Raw genomic sequence first — 23,322 nt, 5'->3', positions numbered from 1 at the left:
CGGGCGGCCTCGGGTCAGTAGGCGGCCCGGCGGACTTTCGGCCGGGGACGGGCGGTGATCGGCATCTCGGTCCACCCGTAGATCGTGTTGGAGTACAGGCGCTTGCCCGGGCCGACCGGGACGATGTCGCTGAACCGGCTGAACAGTTCGGCGAAGAACAGCCGCAGCGTCACCTTGGCCACGGTGTGGCCAACGCAGTAGTGCGGACCGATCCCGAACGCGAGGTGCTTGTTGGGGCGCCGGGCGATGTCGAAGGCGAAGGGGTCGGCGAAGACGTCCTCGTCCCGGTTGGCGGAGGGCAGCCACACCGCCACCGCGTCGCCGGCCGCTACCCGCGTGCCGTTCAGGGTCACGTCCCGGGTGGCGTAACGGATGAAGTGCGTGGTGGGCGTGGCCCAGCGCAGCGCCTCGTCGACCCCGCTGACGAGCAGGTCCGGCCGGTCGGCCCAGTCTTCGAGCGCCGGGGTGCCCATCAGCTCTGCGAGGGTGCTCACGGGGACCTGCGCCGTGGTCACGTTGGCGCCGAGCAGCAGGCTGTAGCAGTTGGAGATGACCTCGCCGGCGGTCAGCGGGCGGCCGTCGATCTCCATCCGCAGGAGCAGGCTGATCAGGTCGTCGCCCGGGTGGGCGCGTCGCTCGTGGACCATCTCGTGGAAGTAGGCGAACAGGCCGCGGTGCGCCATGTTGAGCACCCGGTCGATGCCCCGCTCGTCCCGGTAGCGCGGGTCCTCCGGTGCCACGGATGCGGTGGTGAGGTCCACCAGCCGGTCCCAGTCCTCCTTCGGCAGTCCCATCAGGACGCCGGCCACGGCCATCGGCAGCCGATTCGCGTGCGCCGCGAGGTCGTAGGGTCCTCCGTCGGCCAGCGGCGCCAGCAGGTCGGTGACCACCGTCCGGATCTGCTCGCGCCGTTCCATGGTCGGTTTGACGGCCAGTGCCCGCTGCAACGGCTCGCGCAGGGAGGTGTGGCGCGGGGGGTCCGTCGCCGCCATCTGGTGACCGCCCGCCGGGTCGCCGCGGCCCAGCAGATACAACAGGGTGCCGCGCTGTGAGGTGAACGTCGCGTGATCGCGCAGAACGTGATCCACGTCGGCGTAGCGGGTGGCCGACCAGTACGGGTGGCCGTCCTTCTCATGCAGGGTGACGGGTGCCGTGCGGCGGAGTTCGGTCCATACGGCGTGCGGGTCCCGGTCGCTGTAGAGCGCCGGGTCGGCCAGGTCGGCGAGGGCTCCCCCGGCGTCGTCGGCCTGGTGGGCCGGACATCCGGTGGCGATCGGCGGGACCGGCGCCTGGTGCGGTGAGACGGTCACGGTCGTTTCTCCCGTCCGGCCAGGGCCTCGCCCACGGCCTCGCCCAACTCGGCCACGGTGGAGCGCAGATACAGCGCGGTGGCCGGTATCTCGACGCCCAGCTCCTGGTGCATGACGTCCAGCAGTTCGGCGGCCAGGAGGGAGTGGCCGCCCAGGTCGAAGAAGTCGTCCTCTATGCCCACGGGCGCGGTGTCCAGCAGCGCGCTCCACAGCTCGGTCAGGCGTCGCTGGAGCGGTGTGAGCGGAGCGACGTAGGCGTTGGACACTGTGCGCGGCCGGGGTCCTTTGCCGGTCAGGGCGTCCCGGTCGACTTTGCCGTGCGCGGTGACCGGCAGCGTGGTGTGGACCAGCACGGTGTCGGGGACGGCGTACACCGGCAGTTCGGCGGCCAGGACCGCGCGCAGCCGCGGGCCGAGTTCCTCGTCCGGTGTGTGGCCGGGAACGACGTGGCCGACCAGCCGTGTGTGCCCGGCGTCGTCCCGTTCCACCACCACGACCGCCCGGTCGACTCCGGGCTGCCGGGCCAGGGCGGCCTCGACCGCGCCGGGTTCCACCCGGTATCCGCGCACCTTGACCTGCCGGTCGGTGCGCCCGGCGAACTCCAGGTCGCCGTCCGCCGGCAGCCGGGCCAGGTCTCCGGTCCGATACATGCGCGAGCCGGGCGGCCCGAACGGACAGGGCAGGAAGCGCTCCGCCGTGGCGGCGGGCCGCCCCAGGTAGCCGCGGGCCAGTCCCTCGCCCCAGGTGTAGATCTCGCCGGTGCCGCCGGCCGCCACGGGGTTCATGGTGTCGTCGAGCACGGCGACGGTGGTACCGCTGACGGCCCTCCCGAGGGGAACGGGTCCCGGTGGCGGGGTCCCGGTGGTGGTCCACCGGGTCGTGAACGTGGTGTTCTCCGTTGGCCCGTAGCCGTTGGTGAACGTCAGAGCGGGCCACGCCCGAAGGAGCCGGGTGACGAGCGCCGGAGAGGCCACGTCGCCGCCGGTCACGACGTGCCGCAGCCCCGCGAAGACGGACAGCCGGCTCTCGATCAGCCGGTGCAGCAGTCCCGTGGCCAGGTTGGCCACGGTGACCCCCTGGTCGGTGACGGTGGCGGCGAGGGCGTCGAGGTCGATCGGCCCGCCGCCGGGGTGGACCACGAGTCGGCACCCGGCGCACAGTGCGCCGAAGATCTCCAGCGTGGACGCGTCGAAGGACACCGAGGAGACCTGGAGGACGGCGTCCTGCGGGGTCAGCCGCAGCCAGTCCTGGAGCACCGCGAGACGGTGCACTCCGCGGTGGGTGACGCCCACGCCCTTGGGTGCGCCGGTGGAGCCCGAGGTGTAGCAGACATAGGCCAGGTCGTCGGCCGTCCGGGCACCGTGGGCCGCGGCTCGGGCGTCGCCGGTCCCGGCCGCGGGCGGGTCGCCCTCCGCCGGTCCGGTGTCGCCGAGTGCGGTGCCGGGTGTCAGGATCTCCAGCGTGCCGGGCAGCCGGTCGGCGAGGTCGGGGGCCGTCACCGCCAGCCGCGCCCCGGCGTCGGCGGCCAGTTCGGCCAGACGCAGGTCCGGGTCGGCGGTGCTCAGCGCCAGATAGGCGCAGCCCGCCTTCAGGATGCCGAGCAGTGTCACGACCAGCTCGGTCGAACGGTCCATGAGTACGGCGATGACGGCGTTCTCGCCGTGCACGCGGGCCCGTAGGCCGGCGGCAACCCGCTCGGCCCCTGCGTCGAGTTCGCGGTAGGTGAGCGTGCGCCCGCCACAGGTCACGGCCGGCGCATCCGGGCGGCTGCGGGCGTGCCCGGCGATCAGTTCGTGGAGCAGCACCCTGTCGGTGCCGGCCGTGGGCGGGCCGGGGCGACCGGACACGGAGTGCGACTCCGTAGGGGCATCGGCCACAGTGCTGTCGATCAACTCCAGACCACCTCTCACCCTCCGAGGAGCGGGTCCGTCCGTGGGACGGCTTGATGCCGTTCCATTGGATCCGGCTTCCGCGAAACGACATTAGGCGCCGCTGCCCGTCTGGAAATCCGTGGAACGAACGACTGTCGTCCACGGTTCCTGTTGACCCCGCGTCAGCGTTCCGTTGGCCCGCGCGCATTGAATACGTGAAGGCCTGGATACCAAAGTGCGGAATAGTCACCAAACCCTTGACCGGCCTCTCGTCAAAACCGGATGGTGTCCCTGCAACAAGGTCGGCCCCGTCTCGCCGCCGGTGTATTCGCCCGGTCGGCTCATACCGGATCGATCTCCCTTTACGAAAGGTCCCCGAAAGGTAGACCGCATGCCGGTGCAGGAAATAAGTCGCGTGGACCGGGATTTCGGAGAAGACCTCCTACGGGCGGCGCGGACGCTGGCTGTCGGCGGCGCCACCAGCGACACCGTGCTGTCCGTTCCCGGCGCGCGGCTCCCCGTGAGCCTCGCCGCAGAACTCGACGACATCGTCCGACCTCCCGATCCGCACGTCGGGCACCGGGTCGTCAAAGGGCTGCTGGCCTTCGGCGACCCGGGCCCGACCCCGCTGCACTGGCGGGAGAGTGATCCCCGGCGCGGCGCGGCGCTGGACATCGCCCTGGCCCTGGTCGCCTCCCGGCTCGGCCGGGTATTCGGCTGGCGCAACCAGCAGGAGGGGCGCATCGTCCACAACATCCTGCCCAGCCCAGGTCAGGAACGTCTTCAAGTCGGTGCCAGCAGCGTGGTCCCGCTGGCCTGGCACACGGAGGACGCCTTCCATCCGCACCGGGCCGATCTCCTGTTGCTGGCCTGCGTGCGCAATCCGGACGACGTGGGCAGCAGACTCTCCGGCGCCACCGGTGCGTCCCTGTCCGCTGCCGACATCGAGTGCCTGCGACAGCCGCTGGCCGCGGTGCTGCCCGACGATAGCTATGCCGACCAGGAGGCAGGGCAGCGTGCGCCGGTCGGTGTCGCCACGCTCTGGCACCGCGGCGGCGACGCGCTCGGCATCCGCTACGACCCCTCCTACACACGCCGGCTCAGCGACGACCCCGAGTTCGGTGCCGCATACGACCGGCTCGGTCACGCTCTGGAGGACAACGGCCGGATCGTTCCGCTTGAACCGGGCGACCTGCTGGTCATCGACAACGATGCCACCGTGCACGGCAGGCTTGCCTTCACTCCCCGCTACGACGGCACGGACCGGTGGCTCAAGCGGGTGCTGGTGCGCTCACCCCGGCCGCGGCCCGCCCGTGAACGGCAGGAGCACGGGTACGACCAGGAACAGATCGACGCCCAGGAAGGGTGAGCGCGAAAGCCGGAAGCGGGGGCCGCGCACCGTGGTGCGGCCCCCGCTTCCATGTCCGGCGCAGTCCCCCTTCCCCGGTGACCTCAGTAACCCCTGGCCGGATCGACGACATTGCGCAGCGGCAGGCCCTCACGGAAGCGGGCCACATTGTCCAGGAGCAGGTCCAGACACCGCTGATCCGTCTCGGCCGTGGCGTCCGCGCTGTGCGGTGTGATCAGGACATCCGGCTCCGACCACAGGGGCGACGACACGGGCAGCGGCTCGGACCCGAACACGTCCAGTGCCGCCCCGCCCAGCCGCCCTGTGCGCAGCGCGGCCAGCAGCGCGCTCTCGTCGACCACCGGGCCCCGCCCCACGTTCACCAGCACCGCGCCCGGACGCAGCAGCGCGAGTTCCGCGGCGCCGATCAGTCCATGCGTCTCCGGTGTCAGCGGCACGGCCACCACCAGTACGTCGAGCCCGTTCAGGAAGTCCCTGATCCGGTCGCGCCCGTACACGGCACGCGGCACCTGATCCAGGGCCCCGGAACCGGCCGGGTCGCCCGTACCCCGCCGGCAGCCCGTCACCCGCGCGCCGAACGCCTCCAGAAGACGGACCGTACGACCGCCGATGTCCCCGAGGCCCAGCACGCCGGCCCGCCGACCCCGCAATTCCGAGGCGAGCGGCACCTGCCACTTCCGCTCACGTTGCGCCGCGAACGTCCGCGGCAGCCCTTTGAAGTGGGCGAGCAGCACGGCCAGTACGTGTTCCGCCACCGCGCTGCCGTGCGTCCCGGCCCCGTTGGTCACCTCGAGTCCCGTGGCGGCGGCGTAGCGCAGCACCACGGGCGGCACGCCCACGGCGGTGGTGTGCAGCCAGCGGCACTCCGGGTGCGTGCCCAGGAACGCCGTGACCTCGGCCTCGTTGCCCTGCCAGAGGAGAGCGCCGCCGAAGCGGCCACGCCCCACACCGGCGCCCGGGCCCGCTTCCGCCACCACACCGGGCCACGACTCGGCGACCAGTTCGCGGACCCGCGGCGACGGCCCGAACAACGCCAGGCCGTCGCCCTGCCGCCCGGTCACTAGCCGCGTGCCGCGGCGCGCTCGCGCACGCTGCGCGGGCGCATGTCCGTCCACACCTCGTCGATGTGAGCAAGGCACTCCTCGCGCGTACCCGCGCGGCCCGCCTCCCGCCAGCCCTCGGGCAGCGCGCGATCGGCCGGCCATATCGAGTACTGCTCCTCGTCGTTGACGACCACCGCAAATCGCTCCGCATTGTCCAGAATTGATGTCACGTGATTCCTTCTCTCAATTCTTCCGGTACACGGATATCCGGTACACGAAGGCCGGAAACAGAGAACATCCCAGGATTCTATTCACTATATTTCTCCTGTCGCCAGCGCCGGCGCACCAACGCCGTCAGCGGATTGTTGAGGCGCTTCCGCGAATCTCTGCCGCCCTTTGATCCGACCGTTCATTGACCCTCCGCCCCAGCTGTTCCTAGGGTTTTCCTGGCTGGACGCATTGCGGAAACCGCCACGGATTTGCACCGGAGGCGGCGACGACGGGACGAGCAGAGAGTCTGGGTCGACGAATGGATCGCACCAAGCATGTGCTGGACACCTGCGCGGCCGCGCTGCACCGCCATCCCGCGGTGCGGGAAGCCATCGCCACGACGCACCGTGACAGCGAGCCGGTCGTGTACGTCCTCCCCGCGGAGGGCCACGCGTTCGACGCGGCCGAACTGCGCCGGGTTCTCCAGCAGGAGCCGGTCCCGCTGCCCGAGGGGACCGCGCTCGTCGAGGTGCCGGAGCTCCCGCGCACCGAAGACGGCCGCGTCGACCGCGCGCTACTGCCGGTGTACGGCGTCCTCGGCGGTCTGCTGCCGCTGTGGCGGGAGGCGTTCGGCCACGAGACCATCGGCCCGGACGAGGACTTCTTCGCGCTGGGCGGCTACTCGATGCTCGCGGTACGGCTCGTAGGCCGGGTCGCCGACCGGTGGGGCGTCGACCTGCCCCTGGCCGACTTCTTCGACCTGTCGACCGTGCTGGACGTGGCACACCGCCTCATCGAACTCGGAGCGAGCCCCACGGCGGCCGAGGTGGCACCGCACGCGGCGGACGAGCTGAGTCTGGAGGACCTCCTCGCCGACGTCGACCAGCTCTCCGAGGAACAGGCGCTCGCCCTGCTGGGACTGCAGGCCCCGCCGGGCGACGACTCCGCCCGCAGCTGACCATCGGCACAGGCCCCGGCCCGGCCGGGTACCCGCACCCGCCCACGGAGAGAGCATGTACCGGATCGTTCTGACGGACGCCGACCGCGAGACAGCCGAGGTCCTCGTCGACGAGTTGTTGCGCGAACGCCCCTCGTCCGACGAGGAGTTGCTCCACGCTGTGGCGCTGTGCGCGCAGGAGCTGCCGCGCCCGCTGCGGGCCGAGGTGAACACCTTCCGCCTCAAGGAGCCCTCCGGTGGCTGCGTGATCAGCGGTCTGGACGTGGACGACATCCGAATCGGCGCCACACCCGCGCAATGGGGCGAGGCCGATGCCGACGGCCGTACCCGCCGCGAGGACTTGTTCCTGCTCATGTGCGCCTCCCTGCTCGGCGACCCCATCGCCTGGGCCACCCAGCAGGACGGGCGCCTCCTGCACGACGTCGTCCCGATCAGAGGTCATGAGCACGCCCAGCTCAACTCCTCCACGGCCGAGCCGCTGACCTGGCACACCGAGGACGCCTTCCATCCCTACCGGGCCGAGTACGTCGGCCTGATGTGCCTGCGCAACCCCGACGCGGTGGAGACCACCTACGCGCTCTTCGACGACCTGCAGCTGGACGAGGAGACACGGCGGACGCTGGCCGGTGCCCACTACGTCATCCGCCCGGACAACTCCCACCAGCCGGAGAACCGCGGTGCGCACAGCGGCATCGAGGCGCCGGCCGACCTCCTGGAACGCAGCATTCGCAGGATCGACCGGCTCACCACAGCGCCCGAGAAGGTGCCCGTGCTGTTCGGCGACCCACAGAGCCCCTACGGCCGGCTCGACCCGTACTTCATGGACCGCTGCGCCGACGAGCGGGAGGCGGCGGACGCGTTCGACGCCCTCGTCGGGGAGATCGATGCCAGGCTGACCGGCGTCGCCCTGCGCCCCGGCGACGTGCTCTTCATCGACAACTACAAGGCCGTGCACGGCCGGAACCCCTACCGGGCGCGCTACGACGGACGCGACCGCTGGCTGCGGCGCGTCAACATCACCCGCGACCTGCGCAAGTCACGCGACGCCCGGGTCAGTGCCGATTCCCGGGTCATCTTCTGAAGCCCTGCCGCGCCTCCTCCCCTGTCCCCTCCCTCGCCCGTGCCCGGCCCAGCGAAAGGCATGACCGTCTCATGAGGAAATACCGGCTGATGGTCCCGGGTCCCACACCGACCCCGCCCGAAGTCACCGCCGCGGCGGTGCTCCCCATCGAGGACGAGCGCACCCGGGCCTACGCCGACGTGTTCTCCCGGGTCGTCGACAATCTCCGGCGGACCCTGTGCACCAGCAACGACGTGCTGCTCTTCACCTCCAGCATGACCGGCGCGTTCGAGGGCACCCTGCAGAACCTCTTCTCGCCGGGCGACGCCGTCCTGGTGATCAGCAACGGTGCCTTCGGCGAGCGCTGGAGCCAACTGGCCGCCGCCTTCGGGCTCGAGGTCACCGAAGTACGTCACACCTGGGGCGAACCACTGGACCTGGGCCGCATCGCCGCGGCCGCCGCGGCCCCGGGGCTGAAGGCCGCGATCGCCGTCCACTGCGAGACCTCGACTGGCATGGTCAACGACATCCGCGGATTCGTGTCCGCGTGCACGCCCCTGCTCACCGTGGTCGACTCCGCGTCCGGGGTCGGTGCCTGCGAACTGCGTACCGACGACTGGGGTGTCGACGTCGTCGTGGGCGGCTGCCAGAAAGCGCTGATGACCCCGCCCGGCCTGGCCTTCGCGAGTGTCAGCACCCGGGCCTGGAAGCAGCACGGGCAGGCCCGTCTGCCGCGTTTCTACTTCGACTGGGACGAGAGCCGCGAGGCACTGCGCGCGGAGATCGCCCGCACCCCGTGGACCCCGGCGATCTCGCTGATCAGCCAACTCGACGTGGCCCTGCGGCAGATTCACGCCGAGGGCCTGGACCAGGTCCTGGACCGACATGTGCGGCTCGGCCGGATCGCCCGCGCGGGTGTCCTGGGCCTCGGACTGCGGCTGTTCTCCCCGGATGAGGACCGCCACAGCGCGGTCACCGCCGCCGAGCTGCCCGAAGGGGTGGACGCGACCGCGCTGGTCGACCGGGTGCTGGACCGCTACGCCCTGCAACTCGCCGGTGCGCAGGCTCCCTTGGCCGGTCGTGTCCTGCGCATCGGGCACTGCGGATTCGTCGACGAGTTCGACGTCCTGACCGCACTGTCCGCCATCGAACTGGGGCTGGCCGAGGCCGGACATCCCGTCCGTCCCGGCAGCGGTGTCACCGCCGGCCTCGAAGTCCTGCACCGCCTCGACGGCCGGGACACCCCGCACCGCCCGACCGCCGACTCCCCGGCCCGTCTCGCACGGGAGGGACAGCCGGTGCCCTGAAAGCCCGCCCGATCCCACCCCGCCCGCTCGTTCACCAAGGCCGCCGAAGGACCGCGTCCCACCCCACGAATCAGGAGCACGCCATGCATCTGCCACACGCCGCCTTGGAGGACTGGATGCGTGACTTCTACTTCGACACCTCGATCGACCTGGGCAGCAGCGGTGTGCGGAGCTGGTCCCTCGCGGAACTGCGCCGGCTCCTCGGCATCACCGTCGAGGAGCTGGACGACATCGCGCTGGACGACGCTCCCTCCTACGGCGGCCCGCGCCTTCGCCGGGCCGTCGCCGACCGTTTCACCGCCGGGGACATTGACCGGGTGATGGCCACCCACGGCTCCACCGAGGCGATCTTCGTCGTGATGAACGCGCTGCTGTCCGCCGGGGACGAAGTCGTCGTGGTGGACCCCGCCTACCACTCGCTGACATCGGTCGCCGAGGCTATCGGCTGCCGCCTGGTGCGCTGGCGACTGCGCCCCGAGTCGGGTTTCGCGCCCGACCTCGACGAACTCCGGGCCCTGCTGACACCGCGCACCCGCATGATCGTCGTCAACTTCCCGCACAATCCCACCGGGGCGCACCTCACCCGCCGCCAGTTCGACGACCTGCTGACCCTGGTCGACGGCCACGACCTGCACCTCGTGTGGGACGCCGCATTCGCCGAACTGGTATGGGACAGCGAGCCGTTGCCGGATCCCTCGACGCTGCACGAGCGGGCCGTTGGCCTGGGCACCATGTCCAAGGCCTACGGACTGCCCGGCACCCGTGTCGGCTGGTGTCTGGCGGCGCCGGAGATCCTGGCCCGCCTGGTCCCGCTCCGGGACGCTGTGACGATCTGCCTGTCACCGCTCACCGAGCACCTGGCCGCGCGCGCCTTGGAAGGGGCCGACCGAATCCTCGCCGACCGCCGCGCCGGCGCGGTCCGCAACCTCGACCGGCTCGACGCCTGGGCCAAGGACAACGCCGACCTGGTGTCCTGGTCCCGCCCCGCGGGCGGCGTCACGGCCTTTCCCGCCTTCACGGGGATCGCCGACACCGAGGACCTCTGCCGCGAACTGGGCACCCGACACGACCTGTTACTGGTACCCGGTGCCGGCTTCGGCCACCCGGACCGCGTCCGGCTCGGTTTCGGCGGGGCCGAGGACTCGTTCGACGAGGGACTGACCCGTCTGCACAAAGCACTGGTGGAACGACGGGAGGCGCTCTGATGGATGTCACGGACCTCCTGGCGCGGCTCGACGAACTGCCCGCCGCGCAACGCGCCCTGGTGGAGAAGGCACTGCGCGACCGCAGCGGCCCGCAGACCTGCGAGACCTCGGTCACCCAGCAGGGACTGTGGCTCATCGACCGGATGGCGCCCGCCGACCGGCTCTACACGATCGGCTGGCAGCTGCGCCTCGACGGCCGTCTGGACACCGACGCACTGACCGCGGCGGTGAACGCGCTGATCGCCCGGCACGCCGCCCTGCGCACGACGTTCACCGTCGAGGACGGCCGCCCGCTCCAGGCCGTACAGCCGCGGCTGAGCGTCCCCGTCCCGGTCGACGATCTACGGACGCTGGAGGGGCCCGCACGCCAGCAGCGGACGGAAGCACTGTGCGCCGCCGAGGTCGCCATCGGCTTCGACCTGGAGAAAGGCCCGCTGGCACGCTTCCGGCTGATCCGCGTGGCGGACGAGGAACACGTGTTCACCATGGTCGTCCACCACATCGTCTTCGACGCCGTCTCCGTGGACGTGGCCCTGCGAGACCTCTCCCGGGTCTACAACGCGCTCGTCGCGGGAGACCAGCCGCCGCCCACCGCGCCGGCGCCCCAGTACCCGGACTTCGCCCGCTGGCAGCGCGAGCACCTCACCGGTCCACGGCTGGAACGGCTGATCGGCTACTGGCGCCGGCAGCTCGCCGGCGCACCGGGTCTGCTGGCCCTGCCGACACTCCGGCCGCGCCCAGCCGAGCAGTCGCACGCCGGAGCGGAGTACACCGCCATCCTTCCGGCCGAACTGGGCGACCAGCTGCGGGAGTTGGCCCGCGACGAACGCTGCACCCTCTACACCGTCCTGTTGGCCGGATTCCAGGTCGTCCTGTCCCGCTACAGCGGTCAGCGCGACCTCAGTGTGGGGACCGTGGTCCACGGCCGGGTCCGCAGCGAGTTCGAAGACATGATCGGCTACTTCGTCAACACGCTGGTGCTGCGCGGCGATCTCACCGGGGAGCCGACCTTCCGGGAGCACCTGCACCGCACCCGGTCCGCGTTCCTGTCGGCCTACGACCACCAGGCCCTGCCCTTCGACCGCTTGGTGGAGGAGCTCGCACCGCACCGGGGCCTCAGCCACAACCCGCTCGTCCAGGTCGTCTTCGAGTCCCACGACGAGGACGAATGGCAGCAACGCACCCAGTTCACCGGGCTGACGACGGGACAGCTCCTGCCCATCGAGCTGGGCCGTTCGAAGTTCGACCTGAACGTGTCGGCGGTCGAGCGCGACGGCACCATCGACGTGACCGTGGAATACGCCACCGATCTGTTCGACGAGCCGAGTATCGCCCGTATGGTCGCGCACTACCGGCAGCTGCTGGAGAGCGCCGTGGCGCGTCCGGACACGCCCGTCGACGAGCTGGAGATGCTCCTCACGCAGGAGCGGCTGCTGCTCACCCGGCCACCAGCACCCGCGGTCGGCCCCGTTTGCCTGCACGACCTCGTCCGGCTGCATGCGATCGCCGCCCCCCACGCACCGGCCGTGTCGGACCAGACCCACACCCTCTCCTACGGCGACCTCGACACCGGCTCGACCCGGCTCGCCCAACGGCTGAGTGAGCGCGGCGTCACTCCGGGGGCGGTCGTGGCCGTGGCCCTGCCCGCGTCACCGGACCAGGTCCTGGCCGCCCTGGCGGTCCTCAGGGCGGGTGCCGTGTGCCTGCCCCTGGACCCCGGGACGCCGGACGGCACACTGCGCGCGATGCTGGCCGACGCGCGCCCGGCGCTCGTGATCACCGGCCGGGCGACGCTCCGCGAGCCGCTGGACGACGGGACCGTCCTCCTCCTCGACGACCAGAACCCCGACTCCGACACTGCCGCACTCCCCCGTACGCCGCCGACCCTCGCACTCCCCGGCCAGGCAGCCTTCCTGCTGTACACCGCCGCGAATGACGCCGTGCCGCACGGCGTGCTGATCACCCATCACGGACTCGCCAACGCGCTGCACCACACGGCGAAGACCCTGCAAGTCACGCCGGGCGACACCGTCCGGCAGCACGCAGCTCCCGGAACCGGCCTCGCCCTGTGGGAAACCTTCACCGCGTTGACCACCGGCGCCCGGCTGGTCATCGGACCTATCGGAGAGCTGGCCCACGACCACCTCACACTCCTCTCCCCGGCCTCCGGGAACACGAGGGCCCTCGCCCTCACGGCTGAGGGGCCGGCGGATCCGGGCGCCCGTCACGACGGCGAAGCCGCGCCGGTCATCGGCTATGGACAGACCGAGACCTCCGTTCTCGCCCTCACCGCCGAGCACCGGCCGACCCCTTCCGGATTTCTCCCGGCCACGCCCGTCACCGGGGTCGGCGTCCGGGTCCTCGACTCGGACCTGCGCGGACTTCCCCCGGGGCTGGACGGCGAGTTGTTCCTCGGCGGTGCGGCGCCCGCGCTGGGCTACCACGGACGTCCCGGCGCCACCGCGGCACGGTTCCTTCCCGATCCCTACGGCCCGCCCGGCGCACGGATGTTCCGCACCGGCGATCTCGCCCGCCTGGACGACGAGGGGCGCGTCATCGTCCTCGGCCGTGCCGACCACGGCGTCCTGGTGCACGGGCTGCCCGTGCAGCCCGGCGCGGTCGAAACCGCGCTGCGGGCCCACCCGGACGTGGCGCGGGCCGCGGTGTCCATCACCGACCGCGCCGACGGTCCGCGCCCGGTTGCGCACGTGGTGCCGGCCCCGGATGCGTCCGTCGAACCGCAGGAGCTGCGCCGGCACGTCGCGGGCCTGCTCGCGGCCCACATGGTGCCCGCGGCCGTACTGGTGACGGACCGGCTGCCCACCGCGCCCGACGGGCGACTCGACCGGGCTGCCCTGCCCGAACCCGAGCCCGATTCCGGGCCGGCCGACCGGGAGCCGGGTACGGCTCGCGAGGCGGTGCTGCGTGAGCTGTTCGCCGACGTCCTCGGCCTGCCCTCGGTCGGACTCGACGACGACTTCTTCGACATCGGCGGCCACTCCATGCTGGCGGCCCGGCTGATCGCCAGGGTGAGCGACGTGCTCGGCGTCGAGATGGGGCTGCGCACGCTGTTCGAGGCCCCGACGGTGGCGGAACTCGCCCGCGCCCTGCCCCACACGGACGAACCGCGCGAGGACGGCCACGGCCATGGCGACCTCGACGTCGTACTGCCGCTGCGGCCCGCGGGCGACGGCACACCGGTGTTCTGCATCCACCCCGGCATGGGCCTGGGCTGGTCCTTCGCCGGACTCGTCCGCCACCTGCACCCCCGGCACCCGGTGTACGCGCTCCAGTCCCCCGGCCTGTCCGAAGGCCCCGGCGCCGTGCCGGAGACCGTCGACGCCACGGCCGACCTCTACCTGCGTCACATCCGCGATCTCGTCCCGCAGGGTCCGTGCCACCTCGTCGGCTGGTCCTCGGGCGGCCTGATCGCGCAGGCGGTCGCCGTCCGCATGCGCGCCCGGGGCGAACCTGTGGGCATGGTGGCGGTCCTCGACGGCTATCCGCTGGCCGGCCGCGCCGAGGCGCTGCCCTCCCGCGAGCAGGAGGCGGCCGATCTCCATCTGGAGACGGCCGGACTCGACCTCCCGGACGATCTGCGGTCCCGGCTGGCGGACGTCTACACGGCCGTCGCCCGGGGAGCGCGCCGGCACGTACCGGACCGCTACGACGGTGACCTGGTGCACGTCGCCGCCGCCGACCGGCGCGACGGCGGGGCCTTCGTGGCGGACCTGTGGCTGCCGTATGTCGGCGGCGAACTGGTGCTGCACACGGCGGACTGCACCCACGAGGAGATGACCCGCCCGGACGTCCTCGCACACATCGGGCCGCGGCTGGCGGCACACATCGACCGGGCCGACCACTTCGACGGAACGCCCCGGTGACACGGGCGGACCACGACAGCGAACGGAGACAGCCACCGTGGCAGGCAAACCCTATGTTGTGATCGGCGGTGACCCGGACACGTCCTCGTGGCGCGTCCTGCTGGTCCCGCACTCGGGAGCCGGCGCGTCCAACGCGCGCGTCCTGCTCCCACACCTGCCGCCGGACTGGCAACTGGCGGCCGCCCGGCTCCCCGGCCGCGAGTCCCGGATCCGCGAGCCGGTCGGGGACCTGGACAGCCTGGCCGCCGACGTGGCGGCGACGGCCCGCGCCCTGCCCGGCACGGCGCCGCTGCTGGTCGTCGGGGTCTGCGCGGGCGCGGTCATCGCCCTGGAGGCGGTACGGGCGCTCCAGGATTCCGATCCGGGCCTGGTGGCCGGTCTCGTCACCGTCTCCTACTGGTCCGTGGACCTTCCGCCGCACACCACCCGGCTGCTGCCCGACGGCGACGACACCGAGGAACTGATGACCGCGGTACGCGGCTTCGGCTATGTCCCGCGGCACGTCGCCGACGAGGACATGGCGCACACCTACCTGCCGCTCATCGTCGCCGACATGCGGGCCGTCCAGGACTACCGCAGCGGACCCGAGCCCGTGCTCACCTCCCCCCTCCTGGTGGTCTCCGGCCAGGACGACCCCCTGTGCCCGCAGGAGCGTGTCGCGGGATGGGGACCGTTCGCCAAGCGGACCCGGCAGGTGCGTATCCCGGGCGGCCACATGCTGCTCGTCGAACGCCCGGCGGATTTGGTGGCAGCCGTCACGGCCAACCTGGACCACTTCCGGTGAGCCCGCACAGCTCCTGCCTGCCGGCCCCCACAGCCCCATCCGACAAGAAAGGCGCACGGTGATGGAATCGACCCGGACGGCGGCCGAACGGCGGCTCGACCACCTCCTTCTCCGGCAGTGGGAGCGCGAACCGGACCTGCCGGCCCTCATCCGCGGCGACAGCGTCGTCACCTCGGGCGAACTCAAGGACCGTGTACTGGCGTCGGCCGCCGCACTCCGCGACCGGGGCGTGGTGGACGGCGACCTGGTGGCGGTCTACCAGCCGCGCTCGATCGAGTTCGTGGTGTCCGTGCTCGCCGTCGTGTTCGCCGGCGCCGCCCATGTCGCCTTCGACGTCGGCGACCCGCCCGAGCGCACCCGGCACGAGATCGTGGACTGCGCCCCCCGGCTGGTCGTCACCACCCGGGAGGGGGCGGCCCGGCTCGCCCCACCGGTACCGGCCCTGCTCATCGACGGCGACCGGCAGCCGGCCCTTGAACGGCCCGCACCCCCCCGTACAGCACCCGCCTCACCCGCGGTCGTCCTGTTCACCTCCGGCTCCACCGGTCGCCCCAAGGCCTCCGTCATCAGCCACGCCGCAGTGGCCTCCCGGATGGCGGCCTTCCAGAACGGCCACCCCATGGGCCCCGGCGACCGCGTCCTGCACCACACCGCCTGCACCTTCGACCTCTATCTCGCCGAGCTGTACTGGCCGCTGCTGGTCGGCGCGGCCGTCGTGATCGCGGAACCGGGACGACAGCGCGACGCGGCCCACCTCGCGCGCCTCATCCAGGACACCCGCGTCACGACGTTCTGCTGTGTGCCCTCACTGCTGGAACTGTTCCTCCTCGACCGCGACAGCACCGAACGCTACGACGGCCTGAAATACGTCATCGCCGGAGGCGAGGCGCTCAGCCCGGACCTGGTCCGGCGCTTCCACGCGCGCTCCACCGCCTCGCTGACCAACATCTACGGGCCCAGCGAGTGCACGGTCTTCGCCACCGCGTGGACCTGCCCGCGCGACCCGGACCCGGACCTGGTGCTGATCGGTCCCCCGGTGCCCGACACCACCGTCCACCTTCTGGACGAGAACCGGCTGGCCGTGCCCGACGGGCAGCCCGGCGAGGTCTTCATCGGCGGCGTGGGGGTCGCTGACGGATACCTCGGCCGCCCGGAGCTGACGGCCGAACGCTTCGTCACCGGTGTCCCCGGCGCCGAGGGTCGCCTGTACCGCACCGGGGACCTGGCCCGTCGACACCCGGACGGCGCCCTGGAGTTCCTGGGCCGGCTCGACCACCAGGTCAAGATCCGCGGTGTGCGGGTGGAGACCGGTGAGGTCGAGGCGACGGCGATGCGCTGTCCTGGGGTGCGCCAGGCTGCCGTGGTCGCCGCGGGCTCCGGCAGCGACAAGCGGCTGTACGCGTTCGTCGTACCGGAGCCGGGCACCGACCGGCAGGCGCTGCCGGCCGAGGTGCGCGAACGACTGCGGGAGTGGCTGCCGCAGGCCATGCTGCCCTCGGCCGTCCGCGTCCTCGACGCCCTGCCGCTGACCCAGAACGGCAAGCTGGACCGGCAGTTGCTGGCGCGGCAGGCCCCGGTCGAGCGCCAGGCCGAGCGCGCCGCTTTCCCGGCCGCCTCCGACCGCGCCACCACCACCGGTGGGATGGAAGACCTGGTGTCCGGTATCTGGCGCACCGTCCTGGGTGTGCCGCAACTCGCCCACGACGAGGACTTCTTCGACATCGGCGGGGACTCCTTCCGCGCGGTACAGGTCATGGGTGCCGTACAGGAGGCGCTGGGCCGGAAGGTGCCGCTCGACGTCCTGCTGCGGCTGCCCACCGTGGAGACGTTCTCCGCCGGCCTGCTGGAGCTGACGGGGGAGGCAGAACCCGCGCGCTGACCCTCCCGCCCCGTTCGCCGCCCGTCCCACCCGAAGAGACCGGAGCACAGCCATGGCCACCACATCCGACCTGGACTGCCTGATCATCGGCTACAACGACGTGCCGTTCTCGCAGCAGTGGAACCGCGTCAGCAACCGCGGCCCGCGCGATCCCGAGCGCCTCATGTTCATGCGTGACCACCTGCTGTTCGACGGCGAACGGCTTCCGTACATGGACGTGATGAACAAGGTCCTGCGCCGCGCGGGCAAGCTCGACGAGAACGTCTACATCCACGGCGGCGAGACGCCCAACCTCGCCTCTCACTACCTGGCCAACTACCTGATCCAGCGCGGCTATTCGGCGGAGTGCACCAGCCTCTTCGGCTGCGAGCAGGACCGCATCCGCGACATCCTGCTGACCCGCCGTCCGCGGATCGTGGCGATCACCACCACCTACTACATCATCCCCAATCCGGTCGTGGAGATCACTCGCTTCATCCGCGAGGTGCTCCCGGAGACCACCATCGTGGTGGGCGGCCCTCTGGTCGGCAATCTTCTCAAGGACCTCGACCGGGAGGAGCTGGCCGAGGTTCTGACCTGGATGGACGCCGACGTCTACATCAACGAGTCGCAGGGCGAGACGACGCTCACCCAGATCGCGGGAGCCCTGCGCGAAGGCAGCGACCTCAAGGACGTACCGAACCTTCTGCTCCCCACCGGCTCCGGCGATTTCAAACTCACCGGCATCAAGGCGGAAGCCAACGTGCTGGACGAGTGCGCCATCGACTGGGCCAGGTTCGGTGACACCCTCGGCGCCACCGTGCACACCCGCACCGCCCGCAGCTGCGCCTTCAAGTGCAGTTTCTGCGACTATCCGATCCGCGCCGGGGCGCTGACGCTGGCGAGCGTGGACGTCGTGGAACACGAACTGCGCCAGCTCGATCGGATGGGCGTCAAGCAGATGGTGTTCATCGACGACACCTTCAACGTGCCCGGCCCCCGGTTCAAGGAACTGTGCCGGATGATGGCGCGCAACGACTTCGGGTTCCAGTGGTACTCCTTCTTCCGCGCCGGTACCGCGCGCGACGAGGAGACGTACAACCTCATGGCGGAAAGCAAATGCCGCGCGGTCTTTCTCGGCATCGAGGCGGGTGACGACGGCATCCTCAAGAACATGTCCAAGGTGGCCACGCTCGACCGCTACCGGGTCGGCATCGAGCGGCTGCACGCCCGCGGCATCGACACTTTCGCATCCTTCATATCCGGCTTCCCGGGCGAGACCGAGAAGACCGTGCAGAACACGATCAAGTTCATCAACGAGGTCGGTCCCACCTTCTGGCGCACCGAACCCTGGTGGTACAACCACCGCGCGCCGGTGCAGAAGCAGGCGGCTGAGTTCGGGCTCACCGGCCGGGAGTACGAATGGAGCCACAACACGATGGACATCAACGGGGCCGTGGACGCCTGCCACGCCCTGTTCGACGAGGTGAAGAACTCCCTGTGGATGCCGGGCTACAACTTCGACTTCTGGGCGCTGCCCTATCTGATGGGCAAGGGCCTGGAGATGCCGGACATCATCGAGTTCCACCGGGTGGCCCGGCAGATCATGGAGTTCAACGACCGGTCGGACGCAGGTCCCGCGCCGGAGCTCATCGACCGCATGTACCACGTGTTCGACAACGCGCCGCACATCACCGGCAAGTTCAGTCCGCCGGCCCAACGTGACGCCTCGCCCGCCCTGGCGCTCCAGGCCTGAGCGCCAGGGCCACGCCTCGCGGCGCGTCCCCTCCCCGTCTACCCGGCAGCGCCGAACCACAAGGATGGAACCGCATGAGCGCGCCCCAAGACCTCCTCGCACCGGGGCAGTTCCCCGGAACGACGTACGACAGCGCCGGCGTGCACGACGTGTTCGCCCGGCGGGCCCGCGAACATCCAGGTGCCACCGCGGTCGTCACGGTGACCGGCTCCGACCCGGCGGCGGCCGACGCCGAGCAGGTGACCTATGCCGAACTCGACGCTCTGGCGGACCGGTTGGCGGTCCGACTGACCGAACTGGGAGTCGGCACGGGCACCCGGGTGGGTGTCTGTCTTGAGCCGTCGGTCCGACTGGCGGTGGCGATGCTCGGCATCATGAAGGCGGGCGGCGCCTTCGTGCCGCTCGACCCGGAGTATCCGGCCGCCAGGCTGAGCCACCTCCTGGAGCACTCAGGCTCCACCGTCGTCGTGGCCCAGGCGGAGACCGTCGACAGGCTCCCGCCCAGCGGCGCCCAACCTCTGTTGCTGGACGCGGAGTTCACCGCCCTCCCCGACCACGGGCCCACACTGGCGCCGACGTCCGGAACGGAGCCGGACGACATCGCCTGCGTCATCTACACCTCGGGCTCCACCGGAACGCCCAAGGGCGTGCTGATCACTCATCAGGGTCTGACCAACCTCGCGCAGGCCGCGGCCGACACCTTCGGGCTGGAACCCGGGCACCGCTTCCTCCAGCTCGCCTCCGTCAGCTTCTCCGCCGCGCTCGAGGAGATCTTCCCGCCCCTGCTCAGCGGAGCGACCCTGCTCATGGCCGGCTACCCGCGCGCGCTGCCGACGGTCCGGCACTTCCTCGACGTCCTGGAGCGGTACGCCGTCACCGGCTTCGAGATCACCACAGCCTATTGGCACCAGCTGGGCGACGAACTGGCCGAGTCGGGCGGCCGGCTGCCCGAGTCCGTCCGCTTCACGGTCATGGGCGGCGACCGGGTGCGGCCCGACCGGGTGCTGGCCTGGCACCAGTCGGGAATCCCCCTCATCCACGTATACGGGCCCACCGAGTCGACCGCCACCGCCACCTACCACCATTCGGGCCGCAGCGGGCCCCGCGCGGACGGAATCCTGCCGATCGGCTCCGCCATCGACCACACCGCCATCCGGCTCCTCGACGAGAACCTGCGTCCCGTGGCCGACGACGGCCCCGGGGAGGTGTTCGTCGCGGGCCGGTCCCTGGCCCGCGGATACCATCGCGCACCGGGTGAGACGTCCGCGCGGTTCTTGCCCGATCCGTACGGGCCGGCCGGCAGCCGCATGTACCGGACCGGTGACCTCGCCCGCCTCCTCCCCGACGGCCAGCTGGAGTTCCTGGGCCGCACCGACAACCAAGTCAAGATCCGCGGGTTCCGGGTCGAGCCGGGCGAGATCGAGACGGTTCTCCAGCAGCATCCCGCCGTCCGGCAGGCCCTGGTCACCGTGGAGCGGCGGGACGACGGAAGTGAGAACGCAGTCCTGCACGCCCATGTCACTCCGGCTCACGGCCAGGAGCCGGTTCAGCCCGACGATCCGCGCGGCCGCCAACTGCACGACTACCTCGCAGGGTTGCTCCCGTCCTACCTGGTGCCGTCCACCGTCACCGTGCTGGACACGATCCCGCTGACCCCGCACGGCAAGGTCGATTTCGCCGCTCTTCCCACCGGGCCTCAGGACACCGCGACGGGCCGGCCGCTGCGGCCGGGCACGGAGACGGACCTGGCCGGGGTCTGGCGGTCGGTCCTCAAACTGGACCATGTCGGCGCGAACGACGAGTTCCTCGCGCTCGGCGGCAACTCGCTCCAGGCGGTGAAGATCGCGGCCCGGCTGCACCGCGAACTCGGCCTCGACATCCTGCCCAACGACCTGCTCGCCTCCCGCACCGTCGCCCAGCTCGCCGCCCTCATCGACGGCAAGCGGGCGAGCGCACCGCGGGCGCCTGACGCGCCGCGCCCGGCAGGCGGGACGGCGAGTCGGGAGACGGCCCAGTGGGCCCGCAAGCGCGCGGCCGTCGAGGCCTCCCTGGCCCGGTACTCCGGCGGACGCCGCGCCGCTCCCATCTCGCCCTCCCAGCAGGGCCTGTACGTGCTCGGCCAACTCACCCGGGACATCCCGCTGTACAACGAGTCCTGGCAGTGCCAGCTGACCGGCTCGCTGGACCGCGACGCCTTCGGCCGCTCCATCCAGGAGATCGCCCGGCGGCACGAGGCACTGCGTACCTCTTTCGGCCTGCTCGGTGGAAGCCCGGTCCAGTTCGTTGCACCGGACGTGAACATCCCCGTACGGTACGCCGACGTCTCGGCCGCGCCGGACGACGAGGCGAACCTTCGCGAAGCCGAGATCCGCGAACCGATCGACCCGGCCGGGCCACCACTGCTACGGGTTCTGGTCCTGTCGCGGTCGAAGACCGAGCACATCGCCGTGTTCACCGCCCACCACCTCATCGTCGACTTCGTCTCCGTGGACGTTTTCATGGACGAACTGGCCGCCTGCTACACGGCCTTCCACACCGGGGACGCCCCGGAACTGCCCCCGCCCTCGCTCCAGTACGGCGACTACGCGCTGTGGCAGCGAAGCCATCTGCGTGGCGAGAACCTCGACCGGCTGCTGCGCTACTGGCGCGACCGGCTGGCCGGCGCCGCACCCCGGCCGCTGGAACTGGGCAGTGACCGTCCGGCACCCCAGAGCGTCGACTACCGGGGCGGGCGGCTGGCCCTGGACCTCCCGCACACCCTGCGCCAGGCTGTGCACGCACTGGCCAAACGCGAGGGTGTCACCTCGTTCATGGTGCTGCTGACCTGCTTCTACCTCCTGCTGCACCAGCGCTCGGGCCGCGAGGACCTGTGTGTGGGCACACCGGTCGCCAACCGCGGCGGCCCCGGGACCGAGCGTCTGATCGGTTGTGTCAACAACACCGTCGTGCTCCGCCAGCGGGTCCCGGCCGACGTGCGCTTCCGCGTCCTGCTGGCCCAGGTCCGCGACACCTGCCTCGGCGCCTATGAGCACCAGGACCTGCCCTTCGACCAGCTGGTGGAGAAGCTGGCACCGCGCCGGCATCCCGGCCGGAGTCCCTACTTCCAGGTGATGTTCGCGTTGGAGGACGAGAAGGCGCTGGAGCGGTCCTTCTCAGGGATGACCCTCGACCGGAACGTCATCCTGCCCAACGGCTTCGCGAAGTTCGAACTGGTCTGCGTGGTCGAGGACCACGGCGATCGGCTGGAGGTCGGACTCACCTACCGCACCAGCCAGTTCGACGAGGCAACCGTGCACGACCTGGCCGTCTCCTACGAGAGGCTGCTCACCGAGTGCACCGCCAATCCGGACCGGCCCGTCACCCAGCGGACGGACACCGGTGTCCGCACCCCGCACCCTGGCACCACCGTGGAGAAACGATGACGACCGATGCGACCGACGCATCCCGGCGGCCGGCCCCGGACCGGCCAGTGGCCGAACTGGTGCGCAACGCCGCCTATTGGCGGTGGGTGGCCGCCACCATGCTGCACCGTCTTCCGCCGATCATGGCGCCGATGGCACTGATCTGGGCCAGCACGCACTACACCGGCAGCCCTGCCGTGGGCGGCCTGCTGGTCGGTCTCGCCACCCTGCCGTGCATCCTGGCGGCGCCGCTGTTCAGCCGGCTGCTGGAACGGCTGGGCCGCGAGCGGTGGACCCCTCGTGTCCTGGCCGTGGGCGGAGCGGCCCGGCTCGGGGTGGCCGGCGGCTTCGTCGCGCACGTGCCGGTCCCGGTCCTGTTCGCGCTGTCCCTCGTCGGCAACATGGCCACGTTCGGCGTTGGCGGCGCCATCAGGACCCTGCTGCGTACCACGGTCCCACAGCGGCTCATCGGTTCGGCACTGTCGCTGGACGCGGTGCTCGTCGAACTCGTGGTCGTCGGAGCCCCGTTCGTGGTGGTGGTCTGCGCGCTCTTCGGTCCCGCGTACGCCCTGTTCATCATGGGCGCGGCCATGCTGACCAACGCGGTGCTGCTGTGGCCGAAGCCGAAACCGGTCTCCGAGGCCGGACCGCAGGCCGCCGCGAAGGATGCGGACAAGGCGGACACGGAAGACGGGATCGCGCCGGACGTGCCGGAGTCGGCCGGTGTCTGGCGCAATCCGGCCTTCCTGTTCTGGGCGCTGGTGACAATGGCGTTCGGTCACTTCCTGGGTACCGCCGAAGTGGGCGCGCTGCCCCGGGTGGCGCTCGGCGGCGGGGGCACGACCGAAGCCGCGATCCTCACCGGGGTGCTCGGCGCGTCCAGTGCCGCAGCGGGCCTGGTGTACGCCTGGTACGTGACCCGGATCCGTCTCTCGCTCACGATGCGCGCCGTCGTCCTGTTGCTGACGATGACAGGGGGTTCCCTGGTGATCGCCGGGGCCTCAGGCTGGTGGGCGCTGGTTGGGGCCTTCGCCATGCTGGGGCTGTGCGCCGCGCCGCTGAACTCCGTGATGACCGAGGCACCGGGCTATGTGGTCCCGCGGTCCCGGATGTCGGAGGCCTTCAGCGTGCTCGTCGCCACGCAGAGCATCGGGTACTCGTTCGCCGGCGGGCTCCTCGCCGTGGTGAGTGTCCACCACATGCTGTTGCTCGGCCCGGTGACCGCGGTCGTCGCGCTGTTCGCCGCCGTGGTTTTGCGTCCCGCACGGGCCTCGGCCGCGCTCGGCGCCGCCGCTCGGTAGTCGCG

General features: G+C 71.3%; 15 protein-coding genes. 11 read left to right on the top strand and 4 right to left on the bottom strand.

The window, feature by feature from the left end; all coding sequences use genetic code 11:
- Positions 1 to 14: 14 nt before the first annotated feature.
- Both ACWDEW_RS39480 and ACWDEW_RS39475 read right to left on the bottom strand, forming a co-directional pair.
- The gene (locus ACWDEW_RS39480) at positions 15 to 1,310 is read right to left on the bottom strand and encodes a cytochrome P450 (RefSeq protein ID WP_450519720.1); all 1,296 of its coding nucleotides are present in this window, start codon (positions 1,308 to 1,310) and stop codon (positions 15 to 17) included.
- A complete protein-coding gene (locus ACWDEW_RS39475) occupies positions 1,307 to 3,157 on the bottom strand; it encodes a non-ribosomal peptide synthetase (RefSeq protein WP_450519718.1) in 1,851 nt (616 codons plus the stop codon). Before ACWDEW_RS39475 ends, ACWDEW_RS39480 begins: the two co-directional genes overlap by 4 nt.
- 439 nt (positions 3,158 to 3,596) lie before the next feature.
- On the opposite strand from ACWDEW_RS39475, the gene ACWDEW_RS39470 reads away from it, so the two are divergent.
- Positions 3,597 to 4,550: a TauD/TfdA family dioxygenase gene (locus tag ACWDEW_RS39470; protein WP_450519716.1), complete on the top strand. Its 954-nt coding sequence runs from the start codon at positions 3,597 to 3,599 to the stop codon at positions 4,548 to 4,550.
- An 83-nt stretch (positions 4,551 to 4,633) separates the two neighbouring features.
- On the opposite strand, the gene ACWDEW_RS39465 is transcribed toward ACWDEW_RS39470, so the two are convergent.
- The gene (locus ACWDEW_RS39465) at positions 4,634 to 5,611 is read right to left on the bottom strand and encodes a D-2-hydroxyacid dehydrogenase (protein WP_450519714.1); all 978 of its coding nucleotides are present in this window, start codon (positions 5,609 to 5,611) and stop codon (positions 4,634 to 4,636) included.
- Positions 5,611 to 5,823 carry an MbtH family protein gene (locus ACWDEW_RS39460; protein WP_450519712.1) on the bottom strand — a complete coding sequence of 71 codons (213 nt, stop codon included), beginning with the start codon at positions 5,821 to 5,823 and terminating at the stop codon, positions 5,611 to 5,613. Before ACWDEW_RS39460 ends, ACWDEW_RS39465 begins: the two co-directional genes overlap by 1 nt.
- A 299-nt stretch (positions 5,824 to 6,122) precedes the next feature.
- Between ACWDEW_RS39460 and ACWDEW_RS39455 the strand changes: the two genes are divergently transcribed.
- From ACWDEW_RS39455 to ACWDEW_RS39410, 10 genes are all read left to right on the top strand, one after another.
- Complete coding sequence (locus ACWDEW_RS39455) at positions 6,123 to 6,761, top strand: phosphopantetheine-binding protein (protein ID WP_450519710.1); 639 nt, start codon at positions 6,123 to 6,125, stop codon at positions 6,759 to 6,761.
- A gap of 55 nt (positions 6,762 to 6,816) precedes the next feature.
- Positions 6,817 to 7,842, top strand: a complete 1,026-nt coding sequence (gene gntD / locus ACWDEW_RS39450; protein ID WP_450519708.1) for a guanitoxin biosynthesis L-enduracididine beta-hydroxylase GntD — start codon at positions 6,817 to 6,819, stop codon at positions 7,840 to 7,842.
- Positions 7,843 to 7,931: 89 nt separating this feature from the next.
- A complete protein-coding gene (locus ACWDEW_RS39445; RefSeq protein WP_450519707.1) occupies positions 7,932 to 9,128 on the top strand; it encodes a pyridoxal-phosphate-dependent aminotransferase family protein in 1,197 nt (398 codons plus the stop codon).
- A gap of 83 nt (positions 9,129 to 9,211) precedes the next feature.
- Positions 9,212 to 10,333, top strand: coding sequence for a capreomycidine synthase (vioD, locus tag ACWDEW_RS39440; RefSeq protein WP_450519705.1), 1,122 nt, complete (start codon positions 9,212 to 9,214; stop codon positions 10,331 to 10,333).
- Complete coding sequence (locus ACWDEW_RS39435) at positions 10,333 to 14,217, top strand: alpha/beta fold hydrolase (protein WP_450519703.1); 3,885 nt, start codon at positions 10,333 to 10,335, stop codon at positions 14,215 to 14,217. Before vioD ends, ACWDEW_RS39435 begins: the two co-directional genes overlap by 1 nt.
- A 37-nt stretch (positions 14,218 to 14,254) precedes the next feature.
- Positions 14,255 to 15,001, top strand: a complete 747-nt coding sequence (locus ACWDEW_RS39430; RefSeq protein WP_450519701.1) for a thioesterase II family protein — start codon at positions 14,255 to 14,257, stop codon at positions 14,999 to 15,001.
- 61 nt (positions 15,002 to 15,062) lie between these two features.
- On the top strand, positions 15,063 to 16,880 hold the full coding sequence (locus ACWDEW_RS39425; RefSeq protein WP_450519699.1) for a non-ribosomal peptide synthetase: 1,818 nt from the start codon (positions 15,063 to 15,065) through the stop codon (positions 16,878 to 16,880).
- Positions 16,881 to 16,932: 52 nt separating this feature from the next.
- Positions 16,933 to 18,615 (top strand): PhpK family radical SAM P-methyltransferase, encoded by a 1,683-nt coding sequence (locus ACWDEW_RS39420; RefSeq protein ID WP_450519697.1) that lies wholly within the window; start codon positions 16,933 to 16,935, stop codon positions 18,613 to 18,615.
- A gap of 74 nt (positions 18,616 to 18,689) precedes the next feature.
- Complete coding sequence (locus ACWDEW_RS39415; protein ID WP_450519695.1) at positions 18,690 to 22,037, top strand: amino acid adenylation domain-containing protein; 3,348 nt, start codon at positions 18,690 to 18,692, stop codon at positions 22,035 to 22,037.
- Entirely contained in the window at positions 22,034 to 23,317 is a 1,284-nt protein-coding gene (locus tag ACWDEW_RS39410; protein WP_450519693.1) for an MFS transporter, read from the top strand. The genes ACWDEW_RS39415 and ACWDEW_RS39410 overlap by 4 nt, the downstream gene beginning before the upstream one ends.
- Positions 23,318 to 23,322: the final 5 nt, after the last annotated feature.

Source organism: Streptomyces sp. NPDC001100 (assembly GCF_053598575.1).
This window is presented reverse-complemented; position numbering and strand designations above follow the sequence as displayed.

Excerpts from the sequence above, each read along its gene's own strand:
- ACWDEW_RS39455 (WP_450519710.1), top strand. The coding sequence starts at position 6,123 with ATGGATCGCACCAAGCATGTGCTGGACACCTGCGCGGCCGCGCTGCAC.
- gntD (WP_450519708.1), top strand. The coding sequence starts at position 6,817 with ATGTACCGGATCGTTCTGACGGACGCCGACCGCGAGACAGCCGAGGTC.
- ACWDEW_RS39445 (WP_450519707.1), top strand. The coding sequence starts at position 7,932 with ATGGTCCCGGGTCCCACACCGACCCCGCCCGAAGTCACCGCCGCGGCG.
- vioD (WP_450519705.1), top strand. The coding sequence starts at position 9,212 with ATGCATCTGCCACACGCCGCCTTGGAGGACTGGATGCGTGACTTCTAC.
- ACWDEW_RS39435 (WP_450519703.1), top strand. The coding sequence starts at position 10,333 with ATGGATGTCACGGACCTCCTGGCGCGGCTCGACGAACTGCCCGCCGCG.
- ACWDEW_RS39425 (WP_450519699.1), top strand. The coding sequence starts at position 15,063 with ATGGAATCGACCCGGACGGCGGCCGAACGGCGGCTCGACCACCTCCTT.
- ACWDEW_RS39420 (WP_450519697.1), top strand. The coding sequence starts at position 16,933 with ATGGCCACCACATCCGACCTGGACTGCCTGATCATCGGCTACAACGAC.
- ACWDEW_RS39415 (WP_450519695.1), top strand. The coding sequence starts at position 18,690 with ATGAGCGCGCCCCAAGACCTCCTCGCACCGGGGCAGTTCCCCGGAACG.
- ACWDEW_RS39410 (WP_450519693.1), top strand. The coding sequence starts at position 22,034 with ATGACGACCGATGCGACCGACGCATCCCGGCGGCCGGCCCCGGACCGG.